Annotated in this window: 21 protein-coding genes; 10 read left to right on the forward strand and 11 right to left on the reverse strand. The window is 69.2% G+C overall.

The genetic code is table 11. The features are described 5' to 3' along the window. Positions 1-2 precede the first annotated feature (2 nt). Positions 3-806: a crotonase/enoyl-CoA hydratase family protein gene (locus C1707_RS00405; protein ID WP_101712382.1), complete on the reverse strand. Its 804-nt coding sequence runs from the start codon at positions 804-806 to the stop codon at positions 3-5. Between the two features lie 231 nt (positions 807-1,037). Here C1707_RS00405 and C1707_RS00410 point away from each other — a divergent pair, with 231 nt between their 5' ends. From C1707_RS00410 to C1707_RS00420, 3 genes are all read left to right on the forward strand, one after another. Then, positions 1,038-1,400, forward strand: coding sequence for a response regulator (locus tag C1707_RS00410; RefSeq protein WP_240633832.1), 363 nt, complete (start codon positions 1,038-1,040; stop codon positions 1,398-1,400). A gap of 51 nt (positions 1,401-1,451) precedes the next feature. Then, positions 1,452-2,066, forward strand: coding sequence for a pyridoxamine 5'-phosphate oxidase family protein (locus C1707_RS00415; RefSeq protein WP_101712380.1), 615 nt, complete (start codon positions 1,452-1,454; stop codon positions 2,064-2,066). Between the two features lie 119 nt (positions 2,067-2,185). Then, positions 2,186-3,802: a carboxylesterase/lipase family protein gene (locus tag C1707_RS00420; protein WP_101712379.1), complete on the forward strand. Its 1,617-nt coding sequence runs from the start codon at positions 2,186-2,188 to the stop codon at positions 3,800-3,802. Between the two features lie 48 nt (positions 3,803-3,850). Here C1707_RS00420 and C1707_RS00425 read toward each other — a convergent pair whose 3' ends face one another. Together C1707_RS00425 and carA are read right to left on the reverse strand one after the other, a co-directional pair. Further along, positions 3,851-4,255, reverse strand: a complete 405-nt coding sequence (locus C1707_RS00425) for a globin domain-containing protein (protein ID WP_101712378.1) — start codon at positions 4,253-4,255, stop codon at positions 3,851-3,853. A gap of 134 nt (positions 4,256-4,389) precedes the next feature. Beyond that, complete coding sequence (gene carA / locus C1707_RS00430) at positions 4,390-5,556, reverse strand: glutamine-hydrolyzing carbamoyl-phosphate synthase small subunit (RefSeq protein WP_101712377.1); 1,167 nt, start codon at positions 5,554-5,556, stop codon at positions 4,390-4,392. Positions 5,557-5,750: 194 nt separating this feature from the next. Here carA and C1707_RS00435 point away from each other — a divergent pair, with 194 nt between their 5' ends. From C1707_RS00435 to C1707_RS00450, 5 genes are all read left to right on the forward strand, one after another. Next, positions 5,751-6,005, forward strand: coding sequence for an NINE protein (locus C1707_RS00435; RefSeq protein WP_101712376.1), 255 nt, complete (start codon positions 5,751-5,753; stop codon positions 6,003-6,005). A gap of 106 nt (positions 6,006-6,111) precedes the next feature. Continuing rightward, positions 6,112-6,399 (forward strand): DUF1272 domain-containing protein, encoded by a 288-nt coding sequence (locus tag C1707_RS00440; protein WP_101712375.1) that lies wholly within the window; start codon positions 6,112-6,114, stop codon positions 6,397-6,399. Between the two features lie 103 nt (positions 6,400-6,502). Beyond that, positions 6,503-6,661 carry a hypothetical protein gene (locus C1707_RS25885; RefSeq protein WP_164467235.1) on the forward strand — a complete coding sequence of 53 codons (159 nt, stop codon included), beginning with the start codon at positions 6,503-6,505 and terminating at the stop codon, positions 6,659-6,661. Positions 6,662-6,742: 81 nt separating this feature from the next. Next, positions 6,743-7,609, forward strand: a complete 867-nt coding sequence (locus tag C1707_RS00445) for a dienelactone hydrolase family protein (RefSeq protein ID WP_101712374.1) — start codon at positions 6,743-6,745, stop codon at positions 7,607-7,609. A 14-nt stretch (positions 7,610-7,623) separates the two neighbouring features. Then, positions 7,624-8,337 (forward strand): HAD family hydrolase, encoded by a 714-nt coding sequence (locus C1707_RS00450; protein ID WP_101712373.1) that lies wholly within the window; start codon positions 7,624-7,626, stop codon positions 8,335-8,337. A 107-nt stretch (positions 8,338-8,444) separates the two neighbouring features. Here C1707_RS00450 and C1707_RS00455 read toward each other — a convergent pair whose 3' ends face one another. The 7 genes from C1707_RS00455 to C1707_RS00485 form a co-directional block, all read right to left on the reverse strand. Then, positions 8,445-9,557 (reverse strand): acyltransferase family protein, encoded by a 1,113-nt coding sequence (locus C1707_RS00455; protein WP_101712372.1) that lies wholly within the window; start codon positions 9,555-9,557, stop codon positions 8,445-8,447. A gap of 31 nt (positions 9,558-9,588) precedes the next feature. Further along, complete coding sequence (locus C1707_RS00460) at positions 9,589-9,963, reverse strand: VanZ family protein (protein ID WP_101712371.1); 375 nt, start codon at positions 9,961-9,963, stop codon at positions 9,589-9,591. A gap of 323 nt (positions 9,964-10,286) precedes the next feature. Continuing rightward, entirely contained in the window at positions 10,287-11,864 is a 1,578-nt protein-coding gene (gene serA, locus C1707_RS00465; RefSeq protein ID WP_101712370.1) for a phosphoglycerate dehydrogenase, read from the reverse strand. 64 nt (positions 11,865-11,928) lie between these two features. Further along, positions 11,929-12,408, reverse strand: coding sequence for a hypothetical protein (locus C1707_RS00470; protein ID WP_101712369.1), 480 nt, complete (start codon positions 12,406-12,408; stop codon positions 11,929-11,931). A 5-nt stretch (positions 12,409-12,413) separates the two neighbouring features. Beyond that, complete coding sequence (locus tag C1707_RS00475; RefSeq protein WP_101712368.1) at positions 12,414-13,589, reverse strand: phosphoserine transaminase; 1,176 nt, start codon at positions 13,587-13,589, stop codon at positions 12,414-12,416. Between the two features lie 147 nt (positions 13,590-13,736). Then, positions 13,737-14,162 carry a hypothetical protein gene (locus C1707_RS00480; protein WP_101712367.1) on the reverse strand — a complete coding sequence of 142 codons (426 nt, stop codon included), beginning with the start codon at positions 14,160-14,162 and terminating at the stop codon, positions 13,737-13,739. Between the two features lie 60 nt (positions 14,163-14,222). Then, a complete protein-coding gene (locus tag C1707_RS00485; RefSeq protein WP_101712366.1) occupies positions 14,223-14,567 on the reverse strand; it encodes a hypothetical protein in 345 nt (114 codons plus the stop codon). Positions 14,568-14,731: 164 nt separating this feature from the next. On the opposite strand from C1707_RS00485, the gene C1707_RS00490 reads away from it, so the two are divergent. Together C1707_RS00490 and C1707_RS00495 are read left to right on the forward strand one after the other, a co-directional pair. Continuing rightward, positions 14,732-16,624 (forward strand): ATP-binding protein, encoded by a 1,893-nt coding sequence (locus C1707_RS00490; protein WP_101712365.1) that lies wholly within the window; start codon positions 14,732-14,734, stop codon positions 16,622-16,624. A gap of 123 nt (positions 16,625-16,747) precedes the next feature. Continuing rightward, positions 16,748-17,095: a hypothetical protein gene (locus C1707_RS00495; RefSeq protein ID WP_101712364.1), complete on the forward strand. Its 348-nt coding sequence runs from the start codon at positions 16,748-16,750 to the stop codon at positions 17,093-17,095. Positions 17,096-17,101: 6 nt separating this feature from the next. On the opposite strand, the gene C1707_RS00500 is transcribed toward C1707_RS00495, so the two are convergent. Further along, positions 17,102-17,926, reverse strand: coding sequence for a PhzF family phenazine biosynthesis protein (locus C1707_RS00500; RefSeq protein WP_101712363.1), 825 nt, complete (start codon positions 17,924-17,926; stop codon positions 17,102-17,104). Between the last annotated feature and the right edge of the window lie 5 nt (positions 17,927-17,931).

Genomic DNA, 17,931 nt, shown 5'->3' on the forward strand with positions numbered 1-17,931 from the left:
CCTCAGGCGCCCCGGAACGTGGGCTGGCGCTTTTCGAGAATGGCGTCGACGCCTTCCATGTGGTCCTCGGTGTGGTGGGCGATGGCCTGAGCGGCGGCGCTCATCTCCATCAGGGTGTCGTAGCTCGCCGTCTGGCCGTGCTTGAGCAGACTCTTGGCCATGCGCAAGGCATGAGGCGGCTGCTGGGCGATCCTTTCGGCCAGGGCCAGGGCCTCGCCCATCAGGTCGCCCGACGGCACGGCGCGGCTGATCAGGCCCCACTCGGCCGCCTTGGCCGCGTCGATGACGTCGCCGGTGAACAGCAGTTCGGCCGCGCGGCTCATGCCCACGGTGCGCGGCATCAGCCAGGCGCCGCCGTCGCCGGGGATCAGGCCGAGCTTGAGGAAGGTGACGCCGAACCTGGCGGTGTCGGCGGCGATGCGGATGTCGGTCATGCAGGCCACGTCGCAGCCCAGGCCGATGGCCGCGCCGTTGACCGCCGCGATCGACGGGACCTCCAGGCCGTAGATGGCCCGCACGATGCGGTGGATGTTCTTGCGGTAGCCGTCGCGCACGGCCACGCCGTTGCCGCCGAACGCGCCCTCGCGAGCCTTCATCGCCTTGACGTCGCCGCCGGCCGAGAACGCCTTGCCGGCTCCGGTCAGGATCACGCAGCGGATGTCCTGGTCGTCGTTGATCGCCTCGCAGGCGGCCGCCACCTGGTCGCCGTCGCCGGGCGCGCCCAGGGCGTTCAGCGCTTCGGGGCGGTTGAGGGTGAGGATGGCGACGTGGCCGCGTTTCTCGGTCAGGACCAGCGGTTGGGTCATGGGTGTGGGCGCTCCTGCAATCTTGTTTTTCCCTTTGCATAGAGACTTTCGGCCAGGGAGGGAAACGGCCTCGCCCGGCTCTCGCCCGGCGGGCGGCGCCATCACGGCGACGTGAGCGCCCGTGCGTGCAGCAACACATTTCTGAGGGCGAACACGTGAAATCGATTGGCGAGAACTGAAAGTTCGGGTTGTAGTCTTGTAAGGGACGACAGCGGATTGGCGTTAAGTGCAGTGAAACGGTCCCAAGGCCACGCGCTCATCATCGAGGACGAGATCCTCATCGCGCTCGAGGTCGAGGCCCTGCTGGCCGCCCAGGGCTATTCCAGCTTCGACATCGCCGACAGTCCGCAGGAAGCGCTGACCTGCGCCCTCGCCCGCGCGCCCGACCTGATCACCGCCGACTTCCGCATCATCGGCGGCACCGGACTGGAGGCGGTCGAGGCTATCGAGGCCAAGCTCGGCGCCATCCCGACGGTGTTCGTCACCGGCAACGCCGACCAGCTGGCCAACGCCCGCCGCACGATCGTCGACAAGCCGATCTCGCCCCGGCGCCTGGCCGAGGCCTGCCAGCAGGCGCTGGGCCGCCGGGCCTGACAGGCGCCGCCCGCCGCTGCTAGGCTCGCCGTCGACGACGGGAGACGACGCATGGCGATCATCGACACCCTGGACGCGCTGGAGGCGATCTACCACGCGGCGCCCGTGGCGGCCTCCACCGTCAAGGTCAGCGACCGCCTGACCCCGGACTATCGCCGGCTGGTCGAGGCCTCGCCGTTCCTGGCCCTGGCCACCGTCGGCCCCGAGGGGCTGGACTGCAGCCCGCGCGGCGACGCCCGCGGCCTCGTCTCCATCGCCGACGACCGCACGCTGGTCCTGCCCGACCGGCGCGGCAACAACCGCATCGACAGCCTGCGCAACGTCGTCCGCGACCCGCGCGTGGCGCTGCTGTTCCTGATCCCCGGCTCGGGCACGACCTTCCGGGTCAACGGCCGCGCGGTGATCAGCGCCGATCCGGCGCTGCTGGACGGGCTGGCGGTGGACGGCAAGGCCCCCCGCACGGCGCTGATCGTCACCATCGAGGAGTGCTATTTCCAGTGCGCCCGGGCGGTGATGCGCGCGGGCCTGTGGAACCCCGACGCCCAGGTCGACCCGAAGTCCCTGCCCACGGCCGGGGCGATGCTGGCGGCGGTCACCGCCGGCGAGGTGGGCGGCGCGGCCTATGACGAGGCCTGGCCGGCGAGAGCGGCGGCGACGATGTGGTGAACGAAGAGAACCTCCCCCACAGGGGGAGGTTCACGTCGGCGCAAAATGGATTGTCACCGGTGTCATGGTTCGTGCTAGCCCTAGCGGCAAGCTCGTCAGAAGCGCCGGAGGACAACACCATGGATCGTCGCAGCCTGCTGCTGGCCGCCGGCGCGGCGGCCGCCGCCAGCGCCCTGCCCGCCTACGCCGCCAAGCCCGCCGGACCGGTCCGCTCGCCGATCGTGACCACCGCCGCGGGCAAGGTGCGCGGCGCGACCACCGCCGACGGCGTGCACGTGTTCAAGGGCCTGCGCTACGGCGCCGACACCGGCGGCCAGAACCGATTCGCCCCGCCCCGCAAGCCCCAGCCCTGGACCGGCGTCGCCGACGCCCTGGCCTACGGCGCGGCCTCGATGCAGGCCGGCAAGGGCGAGGAAGGCGAGACGCTGTCGGAAGACTGCCTGTTCCTGAACGTCTGGACGCCGGCGAAAGCCTCCAAGACCGGCCTGGCCGACGGCGGCAGGCGGCCGGTGATGGTCTACATCCACGGCGGCGCCTACAACGGCGGCTCGGGCGCCAGCCCCTGGTACGACGGGACCCGCCTGGCCAGGCGCGGCGACGTGGTGGTGGTGACGGTCAACCACCGCCTGAACGCCTTCGGCTACCTGTATCTGGCCCGCCTGTTCGACGATCCCAGCGTCGCCGACAGCGGCAACGCCGGCCAGCTCGACCTGGTGCTCGCCCTGCAGTGGGTGCGCGACAACATCGAGGCCTTCGGCGGCGATCCCGACCGGGTCATGCTGTTCGGCCAATCGGGCGGCGGGGCCAAGATCGCCACCCTGCTGGCCATGCCGGCCGCCAAGGGCCTGTTCCACCGCGCCGTGACCATGAGCGGCCAGCAGGTCACCGCCGGCGGCCCGTTCAACGCCACCAAACGGGCCAGGCTGTTCCTGGAGAAGCTGGGGATCAGCGACCTGGCCGCCCTGCGCGCCCTGCCCGCCGACCAGCTGCTGAACGGCCTCAAGGCCATCGACCCGGTGGCCGGCTCCGGCGGGGTCTATATGGGACCCGTGCTGGACGAGCGCTCGCTGACCCGCCACCCGTTCTTCCCCGACGCCTCGCCGCTGGGCCTGGACGTGCCGCTGATCTGCGGCAACACCCACGACGAGACGCGCGGCTTCGTCGGCTCCGATCCCAAGGTGTTCGACATGACCTGGGACCAGGTGGTCGAGAAACTGCCCGGCCAGTTCAACGCCCGCATCGACATCGACCCGGCCACGGTCGTCGCCGCGTACCGCAGGATGTATCCGCACTATTCGCCGTCGGACGTCTATTTCGCCGCCTCGACGGCCGGGCGCTCGTGGAAGGCGGCGATCCTGCAGGCTGAGGCCCGCGCCCCGACGCGCGCGCCGGCCTGGGTCTATCAGCTGGACTGGAAGTCGCCCAAGGACGGCGGGGTCTGGGGGGCGCCGCACACCCTCGATATCTGCCTGGCCTTCGGCACGCTGGACGCCAAGGGCGCGATCGTCGGCGCGGACGCCCGCAGCCAGGCGATGTCCAACACCCTGCAGGACGCCTTCGTCGCCTTCGCCCGCACCGGCGATCCCAACTGCGCGGCGATCCCCAGGTGGGAACCCTACACCCTGCCCCGCCGCCAGACCCTGGTGTTCGACGAGACCACGCGAATGGCCGACGACCCGCGCGGCGGCGAGCGCGAGCTGTTCAACAAGGTGCCGTTCACGCAGTTCGGGACCTAGGCTCGAGCCGCGTTTGGATAACCTCTCCCAGAGGGAGAAGGTGAGAAGTCAGGCCGCGACTTCGCCTTCCTCGTCTTCGTCCTCGTCGTCGTAGTCTTCCTCGTCCGGACCCAGGGCCAGGTCGCGGAGGAGTTCGATCTGGTCGGCGACGTCGGCGGTGATCTCGTCGTCGACGCCGGCGGCTTCGAGGGCGGCGGCCAGGTGGCCGATGATCAGGTCGAGTTCGTCGTCCTCGACGGCGTTGGCGCCGAACCACACTTGAGCCAGTTCGAGGTCGCCGCGGGCCTCACCGGCCTCGGGGTCGAGGGCGCCAGCCACCACGGCCCGGGCGCCGGGCGCGATCTCGCCGCCGAACAGGCCCTTGAGCCGCTCGTCGCCTTGGGCGCGCTGGAAGAAGTCGGCGATCACCGACTGGGCGGCGGCCTCGCCGCCGATGCGTTCATAAACGCTCATGCCGTCCTCACGAGGTCTGGGGAACGGCTGAAACGCTAACACGGGTCGCTCAATCGGTGCGTGAACCCTGGGCGATGGTTTCGTGACAGGGTCCGCAACGAAAAACGCCCCGCTTCTCAGCGGGGCGTTTGATCCTATTTCGCCTTGTCCATCAGGCCGGCGAAGCGCTCGAAGATGTAGAGGCTGTCGGTCGGGCCAGGCGAGGCTTCCGGGTGGTGCTGGACGCTGAACACCGGCTTGTCCTTCAGGGCGATGCCGGCGTTGGTGCCGTCGAACAGCGAGACGTGGGTCTCCTGCACCGGCTCGGGCAGGCTTTCGCTGTCCACGGTGAAGCCGTGGTTCATCGACACGATCTCGACCTTGCCCGTGGTCAGGTCCTTGACCGGGTGGTTGGCGCCGTGGTGGCCCTGTTCCATCTTCACGGTCTTGGCGCCCAGGGCCAGGGCCAGCATCTGGTGGCCCAGGCAGATGCCGAACACCGGCTTGCCGCTGGCGACGAGCTTCTGGATTTCGGGCACGGCGTACTCGCCGGTCGCGGCCGGGTCGCCCGGGCCGTTGGACAGCAGCACGCCGTCGGGATTGCGGGCCAGGATGTCCTCGGCCGAGGTGTCGGCCGGAACCACGGTGGCGCGGGCGCCGACATGGGCCAGGGCGCGCAGGATGTTGCGCTTCACGCCGTAGTCGATGACGACCACTTCGTACTTGGGCTTGTCGAGCTTGGCGTAACCGGCCGGCCACGACCACAGGCCCTCGTCCCAGGTGAAGGTCTGGGTGGTGGAGGCGTCCTTGGCCAGATCCAGGCCGACCACGCCCGACCAGTCGCGGGCCTTGGCCTTCAGGGCGTCGAGGTCGAACTTGCCTTCGGGCGAGTGGGCGATGACGCCGTGCGGCATGCCGGTCTCGCGGATCTTGCGGGTCAGGGCGCGGGTGTCGACGCCGGCCAGGCCCACGACGCCGCGGCGCTGCATCCAGCCGTCGAAGTCGCTGTTGGCGCGCCAGTTGGCCGGATCGGTCGGGACGTCGCGGAAGATCGCGCCGCGGGCGGCCGTCTCGGCCACGCCGGTGATCTGCTCGACGTCTTCGACGTTCGTGCCGACGTTGCCGACGTGCGGGAAGGTGAAGGCCACGATCTGGGCCATGTAGGACGGGTCGGTCAGGATTTCCTGGTAGCCGGTCATGGCGGTGTTGAAGCACACCTCGCCGACCGCGTCGCCGACCGCGCCGCAGCCCACGCCCTGCAGGACCGTGCCGTCGGCCAGAACCAGAACGCCGGTGACGCCAGGGAGAAGGTCTTGGGACATCTCGAGAAGCGCCTCCAGAACGCGTGGAAAGCCCGGACCGGGCGGATCATTTTCGCAAAAAGGCGGGCCGGGGAGAACCCCGCCCGCCTGCGCAAACGGCGGCGTGTTTAGGGGGGCGCCGAAGGGGGGTCAACCCCCGACTTGCGTTCGCCGTCCGGCATGCCATGCTGAACTCAACCTTAGAGGGATCATGCATGCACAAGAGTAGCGGAACGGCCTTCGTTCTCTGGCTTCCCTGCCTCTTGGGCGTGTGCGGACTGCACCGTTTCTACATGGGAAAGTACGTCACCGGCACGCTCTGGCTGCTCACCTTCGGCCTGTTCGGCGTCGGGCAGTTCATCGACCTGTTCCTGATCAACGGCATGGTCAGGTCCGCGAACGAAGACGACGCCCTCGCCCGCGCCTACGACGCCGTCCTGCGCAACGCGGCCGCGCGTCCCCGGGCCTGACGCCCTCCCACAATCCCGTGATCTGCGAACGCGCCCCCTCGCGCTCGCGCCGTTCCGACCCTTATGGTGTGGGGCTTCAACGCATAAGAACACGGGAGGACGGCCCTTGCTCGAACTGCGCCCAAACTGCGAGTGCTGCGACCGCGACCTGCCGCCCCAAAGCGGCGAGGCCCGCATCTGCACCTTCGAATGCACCTTCTGCGTCGAGTGCGCGGACAGCCGATTCCACGGCGTCTGCCCCAACTGCGAGGGCGACCTGGTGGCCCGGCCCATCCGTCCGGACAGCAAGCTGCATCGCTTTCCCGCCTCGCTGCGACGGGTCAACAAGGCCCATACGGCCTGCGCCAAGCCCCCGCCGAGGCAGTCTCCCGACGGCTGGGGTGTGGCGCTTTAGGCGCACCCTGGATCAATCGGTCGCACGCCTGCATCCGCCGGCGGTTCACCGCCGTTAACTCCTCGGACGCCACAAGCTTGGGCGTAAACGAGGAGATGGAATCATGACCGCCGCCGTCCACGATCGAGCCGCCCACAAGCGCGCGCCGAAGATCGCCTGGACGCGCCTTCCGGGTCAGTCGCTGGCCGGCCAGGCGCTGGGCCTGATGCTGAGCGCGGGCGTGGTGGTCAGCGGCGTGGTGTTCGTCGTCCTCACCTTCTGAAGACCTTTCTGGCCAGCGACCGATTGCCTTCGGCGTCGGGTCGTGCACCGTGCGGGCGCCCGCTAGAGAGGAGCCCTCCCGATGTGCGACGACGACATCCACCCAGGCCTGGTCCATGACCCCCGCGTCTCGCGCCGCGCGTTCGGCCTGATGACCGCCGCCGTCGGCGGGCTCGCCGCCACGGCCGCACACGCCGACGACAAGGTCGTCGAGACCGACGTCGTCATCAAGACGCCCGACGGGCAGGCCGACGCGGCGCTGTTCAAGCCGGCCGGCAAGGGCAAATGGCCCGCCGTGCTGATCTGGCCCGACGTCATGAGCCTGCGCCCCGTGTTCCGCGACATGGGCCGCCGCCTGGCCGCCGCCGGCTACGTGGTGCTGGTCCCCAACCTCTATTACCGCGTGAAGAAGGCGCCGGTGATCGACGGGACCTTCAACTTCGCCAATCCGGAAGACCGGGCCAAGATCACCCCGTTGCGCACCACCGTGACGCCCGAGGGCACCGACAGGGACGCCCTGGCCTATGTCGCCTTCCTCGACGCCCAGAAGGAAACCGACAAGGGCCGGAAGATCGGCGTGCAGGGCTACTGCATGGGCGGGCCGCTGTCGTTCCGCACCGCCGCCGCCGCCCCGGGCCGTATCGCCGCCGTCGCCAGCTTCCACGGCGGGGGCCTGGTCACGGCCGATCCGACCAGCCCGCACCTGCTGATCCCCAAGACCCACGCCGAGTTCCTGATCGAGGTCGCCGACAACGACGACAAGAAGGAGCCCGACGTGAAGGACAAGCTGAAGGCGGCCTTCGCCGAAGCCAAGCGCCCGGCCAAGGTCGAGGTCTTCGCCGGCGCCGCCCACGGCTGGACGGTCAAGGGCAGCCAAGTCTACGACGAGACCGCCGCCGAACAGGCCTGGACCAACCTTCTGGACCTCTACAAGCGCACGCTGCGCTGATGTAGACGGAGGGCATGAGCCTCATCACCACGGTCGGCGTCGACGCCGACGACACCCTCTGGCACTGCGAGAGCCTGTTCCGCCTGACCCACCAGCGGTTCGTGCAGCTGCTCGCCGACTTCGGCGACGAGGAGCGGATCAACAGCCAGCTGGCCGCCGCGGAGAAGCGGAACCTGCGGGTCTACGGCTACGGCGCCAAGGGCTTCACCCTGTCGATGATCGAGACCGCGCTGGACCTGACGGACGGCGCGGTCTCCACCCGCGTGATCCGCGAGATCCTGGCCGTGGGCCGCGAGATGCTGACCGAGCCCGTCGAGCCCCTGCCGGGCGTCGAGAAGGCCCTGGGCGAGCTTTCCAAGCGTTACCGCCTGATCCTCATCACCAAGGGTGATTTGCTGCACCAGGAGCAGAAGCTGGCCGCCTCGGGCCTGGGCGACCTGTTCGCCGCCGTCGAGATCGTCTCGGAGAAGGACGCGGGCACCTATCGCCGGGTGTTCGAGCGCTACGGCACCGGGGCCGAGCAGGGCCTGATGGCCGGCAACTCGATGCGCTCCGACATCCTGCCGGCGCTGGAGGCCGGGGCCTGGGGCGCGCTGATCCCCTACCCGCTGGTCTGGGCCCACGAGGCCGCCGAGGCGCCGCAGAACCACCCGCGCTACGTGGAGCTGGCCTCGATCGCCGAACTGCCGGCGTTCGTGGATCACGTGTCCAAACCCCTTCTCCCATAGGGAGAAGGAGGGGCCCGCGCCGCAGGCGTGGGAGGATGCGGGGTTAGAGCGGTCGAGGGTTTATCCCCTCACCCTCCCACCGCTGCGCGGCGGGCCCCTCCCTCTCCCTATGGGAGAGGTTTCTTCGAGGCGGGCTTGCCCCATCGCGCGATGGCGTCCCGCGCGGGTTTCTCGAAATACATCAGCGACAGATAGCTGACCGGAATCAGCGCCAGGCCCCAGGCCAGGCACCACAGGCGCATGAGGTCGCCGGTGAGATGCAGCATCCCCAGCCCCACCCAGTTCAGGGCGATCTTCAGCGCGATCGGGTGGAGCATGTAGACCGAGTAGGAAAGCTGCCCCCACGGGGCCAGCCAGCGTACGACGGGGCCGGGCTTCACCGGGGCGTTGTCGGCCGCCACGCCCAGCACGCCGACCGCGTAGCAGACGAACAGCAGCAGACCGCGCTCCATCTGCACCGCCGCCCCGGCGAGGAAGGCGAGGCACGAGGCGAAGAACCACCAGCGCGCCCCGGGCAGGCGGCCCAGGGAACCGCGGATCCCATAAGCGATCATGCCGATCATGAAGCCCGGCGCGGCGCGGGCCACGCCGAAGTCGGCGGTCCACATGTGGAAGGGCTGGTTGGCGGCGGGAGCGAACAGCGGGAGCGCGAACAGGGCCGCCAGGATCACGGCGGTCGCCAGCGTCAGCCAGGCCGTCCCGCGCCCCGCCAGCCACAGCAGCACGGGCAGCAGCAGGTACATCGCCCACTCGGCGCTGATCGACCAGCTGACGAAGTTGAAGGTCTGGGCCCGGCAGATGCCGAAGGCCTGCAGGTTCAGGAGGTTGGGCACGACGCAGGCCGGGTCGTAGCGGCTGGGGTCGCGGTCGTTGACCAGCCCCATCACCCCGGCGACGGCGATGACGATGAAGACGCCCAGCGTCAGCCAGTGCAGCGGCATCAGCCGCGCCACCCGCTTCTGCAGGAACCAGCGGAAGTCGGAGACCGTGCGGATCCGGCCCGTATAGACGGCGCTGATCACATAGCCGGAGATGACGAAGAACAGGTCGACGAGCAGGCTGAAGCTCTTGACCGTGTCGTCCACCGCCTGCCAGCGGCCGTCGATGTTGATGAACCGGTTGAAGTGGAAGACGACGATCAGCACCGCGCCCAGGGCCCGCAGGGCGTCCAGGTGCAGCATGTCGTCGGAATCGGTCTTGAGCGGCGGAAACGGTTTCACGCCGCAGTCGTGAGCGCCCTCACGCGGACGGTCAAGCTCGGCCGGCGGGCAGTTTCCGGCGGATCGGACCGACCAGGCTGTAGGCATAGGCCGCCGACACGCCGCAGACGTCGGCCAGCAGGTCGCCCCACGAGGCGTCGCGTCCCACGAAGTGCTGGACGACCTCGATCAGGCCGCCGAACGCTGCCAGCACCAGGCCGATGCGCCACAGCCGGCTCTTGGGCAGGGCCAGGCACCCCAGCACCGCCAGGACGTAGAAGACGATGAAGTGCTTGGCCTTGTCCCACGGGATCAGGCCGACGCTGTCGTCGCCAGGCGTGATCGCCTTCCAGAACGCATAGGCGGCCGCCGCCACGAATACGGCGAAGGCCAGCCAGTTGATCTTGCGCTTGAAGCTGCGGGACATCGGGGCTCCTGGACGAGACGCGTGAGCCCTGCCCTAGCCGCTCACCTGGGGCGTGAAAATGGCCCTGGAGTCATTCGGGACCATTCTTGTCGCGCTCTGCACGCGATCTGCATACGTCCAGCGAAAGGCGAACCGAGCCATCCCCCAAACTGCTTCCCTCGCCCTCGTGGCGAGGGCCCATGCCGGAAACCGCTCAGACCCACGCCAACCCGTCGAGGTCTGAGCAGGCTGAACCATGGATCCTGGGCACGAGGCCCAGGAAGGCAGGAGAGAAGGCAAAGAAGAAGCGGCGGACAGGCGACCCCGTCCGCCGCTCTTCACCCTCAGAAGGTCAGCGCGCGGGCTTCCTTCACGTGCGGCAGGGCCTGGATCTTGCCCAGCAGGGCCTCGTCCGGGGCCTGGTCGACGCCGACCAGGGCGATGGCGTCTTCGTCCGCCGAGACACGGCCCAGGTTGAAGGTGGCGATGTTCACGCCCGCCTCGCCCAGCAGCATGCCCAGGGCGCCGATGAAGCCCGGCTTGTCGAGGTTGTTGATGTAGAGCATGGCCGGCGAGAAGCCCGCGTCCAGTTCCATGCCCTTGACCTCGACGACGCGCGGAGCGCCGGCGATCACCGTACCGGCGAAGGCGCGCTTGCCCTTCTCGGTGGTGATGGTCACGCGCAGCAGCGAGTCGTAGGTCGGGCTCTTTTCCTGGCGGCTTTCCGAGACGGTCACGCCGCGCTCCTTGGCCACGGCCGGGGCGGAGACCATGTTGATCTCGGCCAGCATCGGCTTGAGCACGCCGGCCAAGGCGGCCGAGGTCAGCGGCTTGACGTTGAGGTTGGAGACCTCGCCCTCGAAGGCGATGTCGATGGCCTTGATGCCGAAGTCGACCATCTGGCCGGCCAGGGCGCCGATCTTCTCGGCCAGGGCCACGAACGGCTTCAGCTTGGGGGCCTCCTCGGCGCTGACCGAGGGGCTGTTGAGCGCGTTGGTCACGGCGCCGGTCAGCAGGTAGTCGCTGACCTGCTCGGCGACCTGCAGGGCCACGTTCTCCTGGGCTTCCGAGGTCGAGGCGCCCAGGTGCGGGGTGGCCACCACCTTGTCAGAGCCGAACAGCGGGTTTTCCTTGGCCGGCTCGGTGACGAACACGTCGAAGGCCGCGCCGCCCACGTGACCGTCGTCCAGCAGCTTGCGCAGGGCGACTTCGTCGACCAGGCCGCCGCGGGCGCAGTTGACGATCAGCACGCCCTTCTTGGTCTTGGCCAGGTTCTCGGCCGACAGGATGTTGCGGGTCTTGTCGGTCAGCGGGGTGTGCAGGGTGATGACGTCGGCGCGGGCCAGCAGCTCTTCCAGCTCGACCTTCTCGACACCGATCTCGATGGCGCGCTCGGGGCTCAGGAAGGGGTCGTAGGCGACGACCTTCATCTTCAGGCCGAGAGCGCGGTCGGCGACGATGCCGCCGATGTTGCCAGCGCCGATCAGGCCCAGGGTCTTGGCGTAGAGCTCCACGCCCATGAAGCGGTTCTTCTCCCACTTGCCGGCCTGGGTGCTGGCGTCGGCGGCGGGGATCTGGCGAGCGAGGGCGAACATCATGGCGATGGCGTGCTCGGCCGTGGTGATCGAGTTGCCGAACGGGGTGTTCATCACCACGATGCCCTTGGCGGTGGCGGCGGGGATGTCGACGTTGTCGACGCCGATGCCGGCGCGGGCGATGACCTGCAGCTTGTTGGCCGCGGCGATCACGTCCTTGTCGAGCTTGGCGCCCGAGCGGATGGCGATGCCGTCATAGTCGCCGATGACGGCGATCAGTTCGTCCTTCGACAGGCCGACCCTGATGTCGAAGTCGAGGCCGCGGTTCTTGAAGATGTCGACGGCGGCGGGGGAAAGCTTGTCGGCGATGAGGACGCGAGGAGCCATGGTCGGGTGTTCCTTGTCGGCGGCGGCCGGTCGGGCCGCGATGTTCGGATCGGAAGAGCCGCGCTCAGCGAAGCCAGCGCAGCATGTGCGGGAAGGGAGCGACCCCGCGCTCGGCCGCCTGTCGCGGCTCGAGGGCAAGGCCGTAGTACTGGAGCAGCGGCACGCCGATGGCGCCCCCCGACGTGAAGGTCTCGACCAGCCACCCGGCGTCGCCCTTGTAGCCTTCCGGATGGAAGACCACGCCGGGGTCGAGCTCCAGGTGGGTCAGGGCGGCCCACGACCACGCCAGGGCGGCCATCTCCTCGCCGTCGGTGGGTTCGAGCCGTTCGGCCTTGCGGCCTTCAGGCTCGGTGACGGCGATGTGGCCGGCCTCGTGCAGGATGTCGCCGGGATGGGCCAGGCGCCGCTCGTCGATCACCAGTCCCCCGAAGCGGATGTCCACTCCGGGAAGAAAGGTGTCGTCGGGCAGCTCGCCCGCCGTGACGTCGATGCCGAGGCCGATCACGAAATCGGCCAGGCGCTGCGTCAGGGGATCGGCGAACACCGGCTTCAGGCCGCCTGGAGCGTGGCCGCCTTGGTCTCGGCGAAGGCCCAGTCGAGCCACGGCGTCAGGGCCTCGAGGTCCGAGGCCTCCACCGTCGCGCCGCACCAGATGCGCAGGCCGGCCGGGGCGTCGCGATAGCCGCCGATGTCGAGGGCCGCGCCCTCCTTCTCGAGCAGGCTGGCCAGCTTCTTGGCGAAGTCGGCCTGGGCGTCGGCCGGCAGGGCGGCGATCTGGGCGTCCACCACCTTCAGGCACACCGAGGTGTTGGAGCGGATTTCCGGCGAGGCGGCCAGGAAGTCGACCCATTCGGTCTTCTCGACCCAGTCGGCCAGGACCTTGAGGTTCTGGTCGGCGCGGGCCTGCATGGCCTGCAGGCCGCCGATCGAGGCGCCCCATTGCAGGGCGTCCAGGGCGTCCTCGACGCAGAGCATCGACGGGGTGTTGATCGTCGCGCCCTCGAACAGGTCCAGCGTGACCTTGCCGTTCTTGGTCATGCGGAAGAGCTTCGGCATCGGCCAGGCCGGGACGTAGCTTTCCAGGCGGGCCACGGCGCGCGGCGACAGGATCAGGATCCCGTGCGCGCCCTCGCCGCCCAGCGCCTTCTGCCAGGAGAAGGTCACGACATCGAGCTTGGTCCAGTCCAGGTCCTGGGCGAAGGCGGCGCTGGTGGCGTCGCAGATGGTGATGCCTTCACGGTCGGCCGAGATGAAGTCGGCGTTGGGCACGCGCACGCCCGAGGTCGTGCCGTTCCAGGTGAAGACCAGGTCCTTGGCCGGATCGACCTTGGCGGTGTCGGGCAGCTCGCCGTAGGGCGCGCTGAGCACTTCAACGTCGGGCAGCTTGAGTTGCTTGGTAACGTCCGTGACCCAGTCCTTGCCGAAGGACTCGAAGGCCATCAGTTGCACGGGGCGGGCGCCGAGCATCGACCACATCGCCATTTCGACGGCGCCGGTGTCCGAACCGGGGACGATGCCGATCAGGAAGTCGGCGGGCACTTCGAGCACGTCGCGCGTCTGGTCGATGGCGGCCTTCAGGCGCGCCTTGCCCAGCTTGGAGCGGTGCGAGCGGCCCAGGACCGCGTTCCTCAGATTTTCGGGGGACCAGCCGGGGCGCTTGGCGCAGGGGCCGGAAGAGAACTCGGGGCGAGCCGGACGGATTGCCGGCTTGGCGAGGGTAGTCATAGCGATGTCTCCCATCCTTACAGATGGACTGCGCCCCGTTGGGGGGGCGTGGCCCGCCGGCGAAAAACCCCGTTTTCAGCCGGAAGGCAAGCGCCAAATTTTGAAATTTTATTCCACGCGCCGCGACGGATCGTCCGGCCGGGGCAATTATTTTGCTGCGCGGGCGTTGCGGCGCCAGGCCAGCAGCGTGCCCACCAGAACCGCCAGCAGCACGCCGATGGTGTTGATGTTGTTGACGCTTCTGTAGAGGTAGTCGTGCGGCTTCTCGACCACGAGATAGTAGGCGTGCAGGCTGAACTGCACCGCCTGCAGCAGCATGGCCACGCCCAGCCACTGGCTGACGAAGCGCATCGCCAGCAGCAGGAAGGCGACGGCCAGCGCCGCGTCGATGACCAGCAGCACGACCGACTGCACGCCTTCCGGCGCCAGCTTGTGGGTGATCATGACGGCCAGCGCGCCGAGCAGCACAGCCAGGGATCCCATGCGTTCGGGACGACTTCCCTTCAGCCATGCGAAAGCCACCAGCGAGACGATCGCAATCCAGATCGCGGCGGAGATGGCGCTAGCAAGCATGCAAAAGGCCCCTAACGCAAATTAGGGGCCCTGCTAAGTTAAAGTCTTGCAACTTTGCCGTCAGGCGACGGTGCGAAGACCTTCGGCGTGACCGGTCGTGCCACCGAGGTCGCCCGACTTGTCTTCGACGCCCGCCAGCTTGGTGCGGATGCCCATGCGCAGCTTCACTTCGTTCAGCTGGCCATGCATGTCGACCATGGCGCTGCGGGCTTCTCCCAGCGCGGCCAGGGCCTCGACCAGCTTCGCGCTGGCCTTGTCGCCGACGACCGCCGACAGGCCGAGGTCCTTACGGGCCTTCAGCATGTCCGCCATCAGTTCGGCGGCTTCCATCATCGCCGTATCGACGGCGTTCTCGGTCGCGAACAGCTTATTTGCGACCCGTTGAGCTACGAAAACTTTTTCCACACCCGACTCCTCCAGAGAACCGAGTGATTAGGTAAACGAATCATTAACGTGGCCGCAATCGAAAATGCGCCCTAGCGTTGTTTTGTCGCGACTGCACCTGGGACTGGAAGCGAGTCGTTAGGAACCTTGCGGCAAAATGGCCATGTTTGACCTGTGGAAGGGCCATGGACGACACACGTCGCAATTCGGAAGCTGCCGCTCACGCGCCTTTGCAGGCGCGAATCGCCGGCGTGGCTCTCGGCACGACGGTCGCCGCGCTCACCGCCGCCTGCCTGTGCTTCATGCTCCAGCAATGGAGCGTCGCGCGGCAGGAAGCGCGCGAGAACCACCGCGTCCTGGCCGAGATGGTGGCGGCCGGCGCCGCCCCGTCCCTGGCCGATCACAACGCCGTCGGCGCCAGCCGCGCCCTCGACGCCGTCATCCGCGCCCCGCACGTGGCCGGCGCGCGCCTCACCGATCTTTCCGGCCAGACCGTCGCGCGCATCGGCGTCGACAACGAGGCCAATGTCGAGACCCTGACCCGTCCGGTCGTGCTGCAGGGCCGCAAGGTCGGCGAACTGGCCCTGGTGGCCCGCCAGCCCAGCCTGATCGAGATCCTGGCCCGCGACCTGGCCCTGACCGGCGCCCTGTTCTTCGGGGCCGCGGGCCTGGCCATCCTTCTGGCCAACAGCCTGGCCCGGCGGATGACCAAGCCGATGCAGCGGCTGTCGGACGCCATGCACGACATGGCCCAGGGCGGTCGCTACAGCCCCGTGCAGCAGGCCAGCGACGACGACGTCTTCCATAGCCTGACCGACAGCTTCAACCACCTGGTCTCGCGCCTGGAGGCCAACGACCACGACCTGCGCTCGGCCATGGGCGAGCTGGTCAAGGCCCGCGACGACGCCAACGCCGCCAACGTGCTGAAGTCGCACTTCCTGGCCAATATGAGCCACGAGATCCGCACGCCGCTGAACGGCGTGCTGGCCATGACCGAGGTGATGGCCATGGACGACCTGTCGGCCAGGCAGCGCGAGCGCCTGTCGGTGATCCGCGAGTCCGGCGGCCTGCTGCTGGCCGTGCTGAACGACGTGCTCGACCTGTCGAAGATCGAGGCGGGCCGCCTGGAGCTGGTCGAGCGCGACTTCGACCTTTCCGCCCTCGCCGCCTCGCTGCGCGAGACCTTCGTCGGCCAGGCCCGCGACAAGGGCCTGGATTTCGGCGTCATGGTCGCCCCCGAGGCCCTGGGCAGTTGGCGCGGCGACGCCGACCGTCTGCGCCAGATCCTGACCAACCTGGTGTCCAACGCCCTGAAGTTCACGCTGGAGGGCGCGGTCTCGGTGCGCTTCGCCTCGGCCGAGGACGGCTCGGGCCTGCGCATCGACGTCACCGACACCGGCATCGGCATCGCCGCCGACATCGTGCCGCGCCTGTTCGACAAGTTCGTCCAGGCCGACAGCTCGACCACCCGCCGCTTCGGCGGCTCGGGCCTTGGCCTGTCGATCTGCCGCGAACTGGCGGCCGTCATGGGCGGCGGCATCCACGTCCAGAGCCGCGAGGGCCAGGGCTCGACCTTCACCGTCGTGGTGGCCATGCCGCGCGGCCAGGGCGAGGTCCAGCCGCCCGCGCCGGTCGCCGTCGAGCCGGTCGACGAGAGCGCTCCCCGCCGCCTGCGCGTGCTGGCCGCCGACGACAACCTGACCAACCAGAAGGTCATCGCGGCCGTCCTGGCGCCCCTCGGCGCCGAGGTGGCCCTGGTCGCCGACGGCGCGGCCTGCGTCGAGGCCTGGCGCGCCGGCGGCCACGACGTGATCCTGATGGACATCCACATGCCGGTGATGGACGGCGTCGAGGCCGCCCGCACCATCCGCTCGCTGGAGAAAGCCGAGGGCCGCGCCCGCACCCCGATCGTGGCGGTCACCGCCAACGCCCTGGTCCACCAGGTCGAGGGCTATCTGGCCGCCGGCATGGACGGCCACGTAGCCAAGCCGATCGAGGTCACCAAGCTCTACGCCGCCATCGAGGACGCCGTGGCCGCCGCCGCGCGCCTGACCGCGGCCGGGGCCGCCGCCGCCTGACATCCACTTCAGGTAGATGAACCCAACATAACGACGGGCTCAGAACCGCTTCAGGCGGGACGTGGTTTCTTGTCTTCAACGTCGTCGCGACCGGCGACGGACCAGTTGAAAGGAACCGAACCGATGAAGAAGATCATTCTGCCGATCGTTGCGGTCTCGGCCCTGGCGGCCGCCACCGTCCCCGCCGCGGCCATGGCCCAGCCCATCAACCAGCGCCAGGCGCAGCTCGAGCAGCGGATCGACCGCGGCGTGCGCACCGGCGACCTGAACCGCCACGAAGCCCGCCGCTTGCACGGCGAGCTGCGCGAAGTCTCCCGTCTCGAGTACCGGTACCGCGCCGGCGGCCTGAACGGCTGGGAACGCGCCGACCTCGACCGTCGCCTGGACCGCATCAGCGCCCAGATCCGCTACGAGCGTAACGACCGCGACTACGGCCACGGCTACGGCCGCGGCGGCCAGAACCGCTGGTAACCCGCTCTAGAAAGCCGGCTCCACCCGGAGCCGGCTCTCCACCACCGTGAGGCCGCGGCCGCGCAGGATCACGCGCGCGCCGCGGCTTTCGCACGAAAGGTCCCCGCCCCGGCCCGGATAGGCCTGGTGGAATTCCAGCGCCGTCGCGCCCAGCTTGTCGCCATAGAGCGGCATCAGGATGCAGTGGGCCGAGCCCGTGGTCGGATCCTCGGGAATGCCCGCCGCCGGCGCGAAGAAGCGGCTGACCACCGCATAGGGCCTGCCGGGATCGGCCTTGGCCACGACGATGACCTGCCCGGGTCCGTCGCCGGCCTCTTCGCCCAGGCGCTTGATGGTCGCGAGATCAGGCTGCAGGCCGCGTACGCTCGCCTCGTCCTCCAGCACCGCGACCAGATAGGCCCCGGCCCAGGTTTCGACCACCGGCGCGTCCAGCGCCTCGGCAAGGCCCGGCGGCGTCTCGACCCGGCGCGGCGGATCGGCGGGAAAGTCCATCTCCAGCCGCTCGCCGTCGCGCCGCACGCGCAGCTCGCCCGACAGGGTGTCGAAGGCCAGCACCTCGACGTCCACGCCCAGTTCGGCGAACAGCGCGTGGGCCGAGGCCAGGGTCGCGTGGCCGCAAAGCGGCGCCTCGCGGGCCGGCGTGAACCAGCGCAGGCCGTAGCGGCCCGGGTCGGCGGTCTTCAGCAGGAAGGCCGTCTCGGCCTGGTTGTTCTCGGCCGCCAGGGCCTGCATCCAGGCCGCGTCCGGCCAGCGGTCGAACGGCTCGACCACGCAGGCCGGGTTGCCCTTGAAGGGCGCGGACGCGAAGGCGTCGATGGTCCACTGGCGCATGGAAA

The organism is Caulobacter flavus (assembly GCF_003722335.1).
In the GTDB taxonomy this organism is placed as follows: Bacteria; Pseudomonadota; Alphaproteobacteria; order Caulobacterales; family Caulobacteraceae; genus Caulobacter; species Caulobacter flavus.

Excerpts from the sequence above, each read along its gene's own strand:
- C1707_RS00500 (WP_101712363.1), bottom strand. The coding sequence starts at position 17,926 with ATGCGCCAGTGGACCATCGACGCCTTCGCGTCCGCGCCCTTCAAGGGC.
- C1707_RS00445 (WP_101712374.1), top strand. The coding sequence starts at position 6,743 with ATGTGCGACGACGACATCCACCCAGGCCTGGTCCATGACCCCCGCGTC.
- C1707_RS25885 (WP_164467235.1), top strand. The coding sequence starts at position 6,503 with ATGACCGCCGCCGTCCACGATCGAGCCGCCCACAAGCGCGCGCCGAAG.
- C1707_RS00495 (WP_101712364.1), top strand. The coding sequence starts at position 16,748 with ATGAAGAAGATCATTCTGCCGATCGTTGCGGTCTCGGCCCTGGCGGCC.
- C1707_RS00475 (WP_101712368.1), bottom strand. The coding sequence starts at position 13,589 with ATGACTACCCTCGCCAAGCCGGCAATCCGTCCGGCTCGCCCCGAGTTC.
- C1707_RS00405 (WP_101712382.1), bottom strand. The coding sequence starts at position 806 with ATGACCCAACCGCTGGTCCTGACCGAGAAACGCGGCCACGTCGCCATC.
- C1707_RS00425 (WP_101712378.1), bottom strand. The coding sequence starts at position 4,255 with ATGAGCGTTTATGAACGCATCGGCGGCGAGGCCGCCGCCCAGTCGGTG.
- C1707_RS00415 (WP_101712380.1), top strand. The coding sequence starts at position 1,452 with ATGGCGATCATCGACACCCTGGACGCGCTGGAGGCGATCTACCACGCG.
- C1707_RS00490 (WP_101712365.1), top strand. The coding sequence starts at position 14,732 with ATGGACGACACACGTCGCAATTCGGAAGCTGCCGCTCACGCGCCTTTG.
- serA (WP_101712370.1), bottom strand. The coding sequence starts at position 11,864 with ATGGCTCCTCGCGTCCTCATCGCCGACAAGCTTTCCCCCGCCGCCGTC.
- carA (WP_101712377.1), bottom strand. The coding sequence starts at position 5,556 with ATGTCCCAAGACCTTCTCCCTGGCGTCACCGGCGTTCTGGTTCTGGCC.
- C1707_RS00450 (WP_101712373.1), top strand. The coding sequence starts at position 7,624 with ATGAGCCTCATCACCACGGTCGGCGTCGACGCCGACGACACCCTCTGG.
- C1707_RS00420 (WP_101712379.1), top strand. The coding sequence starts at position 2,186 with ATGGATCGTCGCAGCCTGCTGCTGGCCGCCGGCGCGGCGGCCGCCGCC.
- C1707_RS00460 (WP_101712371.1), bottom strand. The coding sequence starts at position 9,963 with ATGTCCCGCAGCTTCAAGCGCAAGATCAACTGGCTGGCCTTCGCCGTA.
- C1707_RS00480 (WP_101712367.1), bottom strand. The coding sequence starts at position 14,162 with ATGCTTGCTAGCGCCATCTCCGCCGCGATCTGGATTGCGATCGTCTCG.
- C1707_RS00435 (WP_101712376.1), top strand. The coding sequence starts at position 5,751 with ATGCACAAGAGTAGCGGAACGGCCTTCGTTCTCTGGCTTCCCTGCCTC.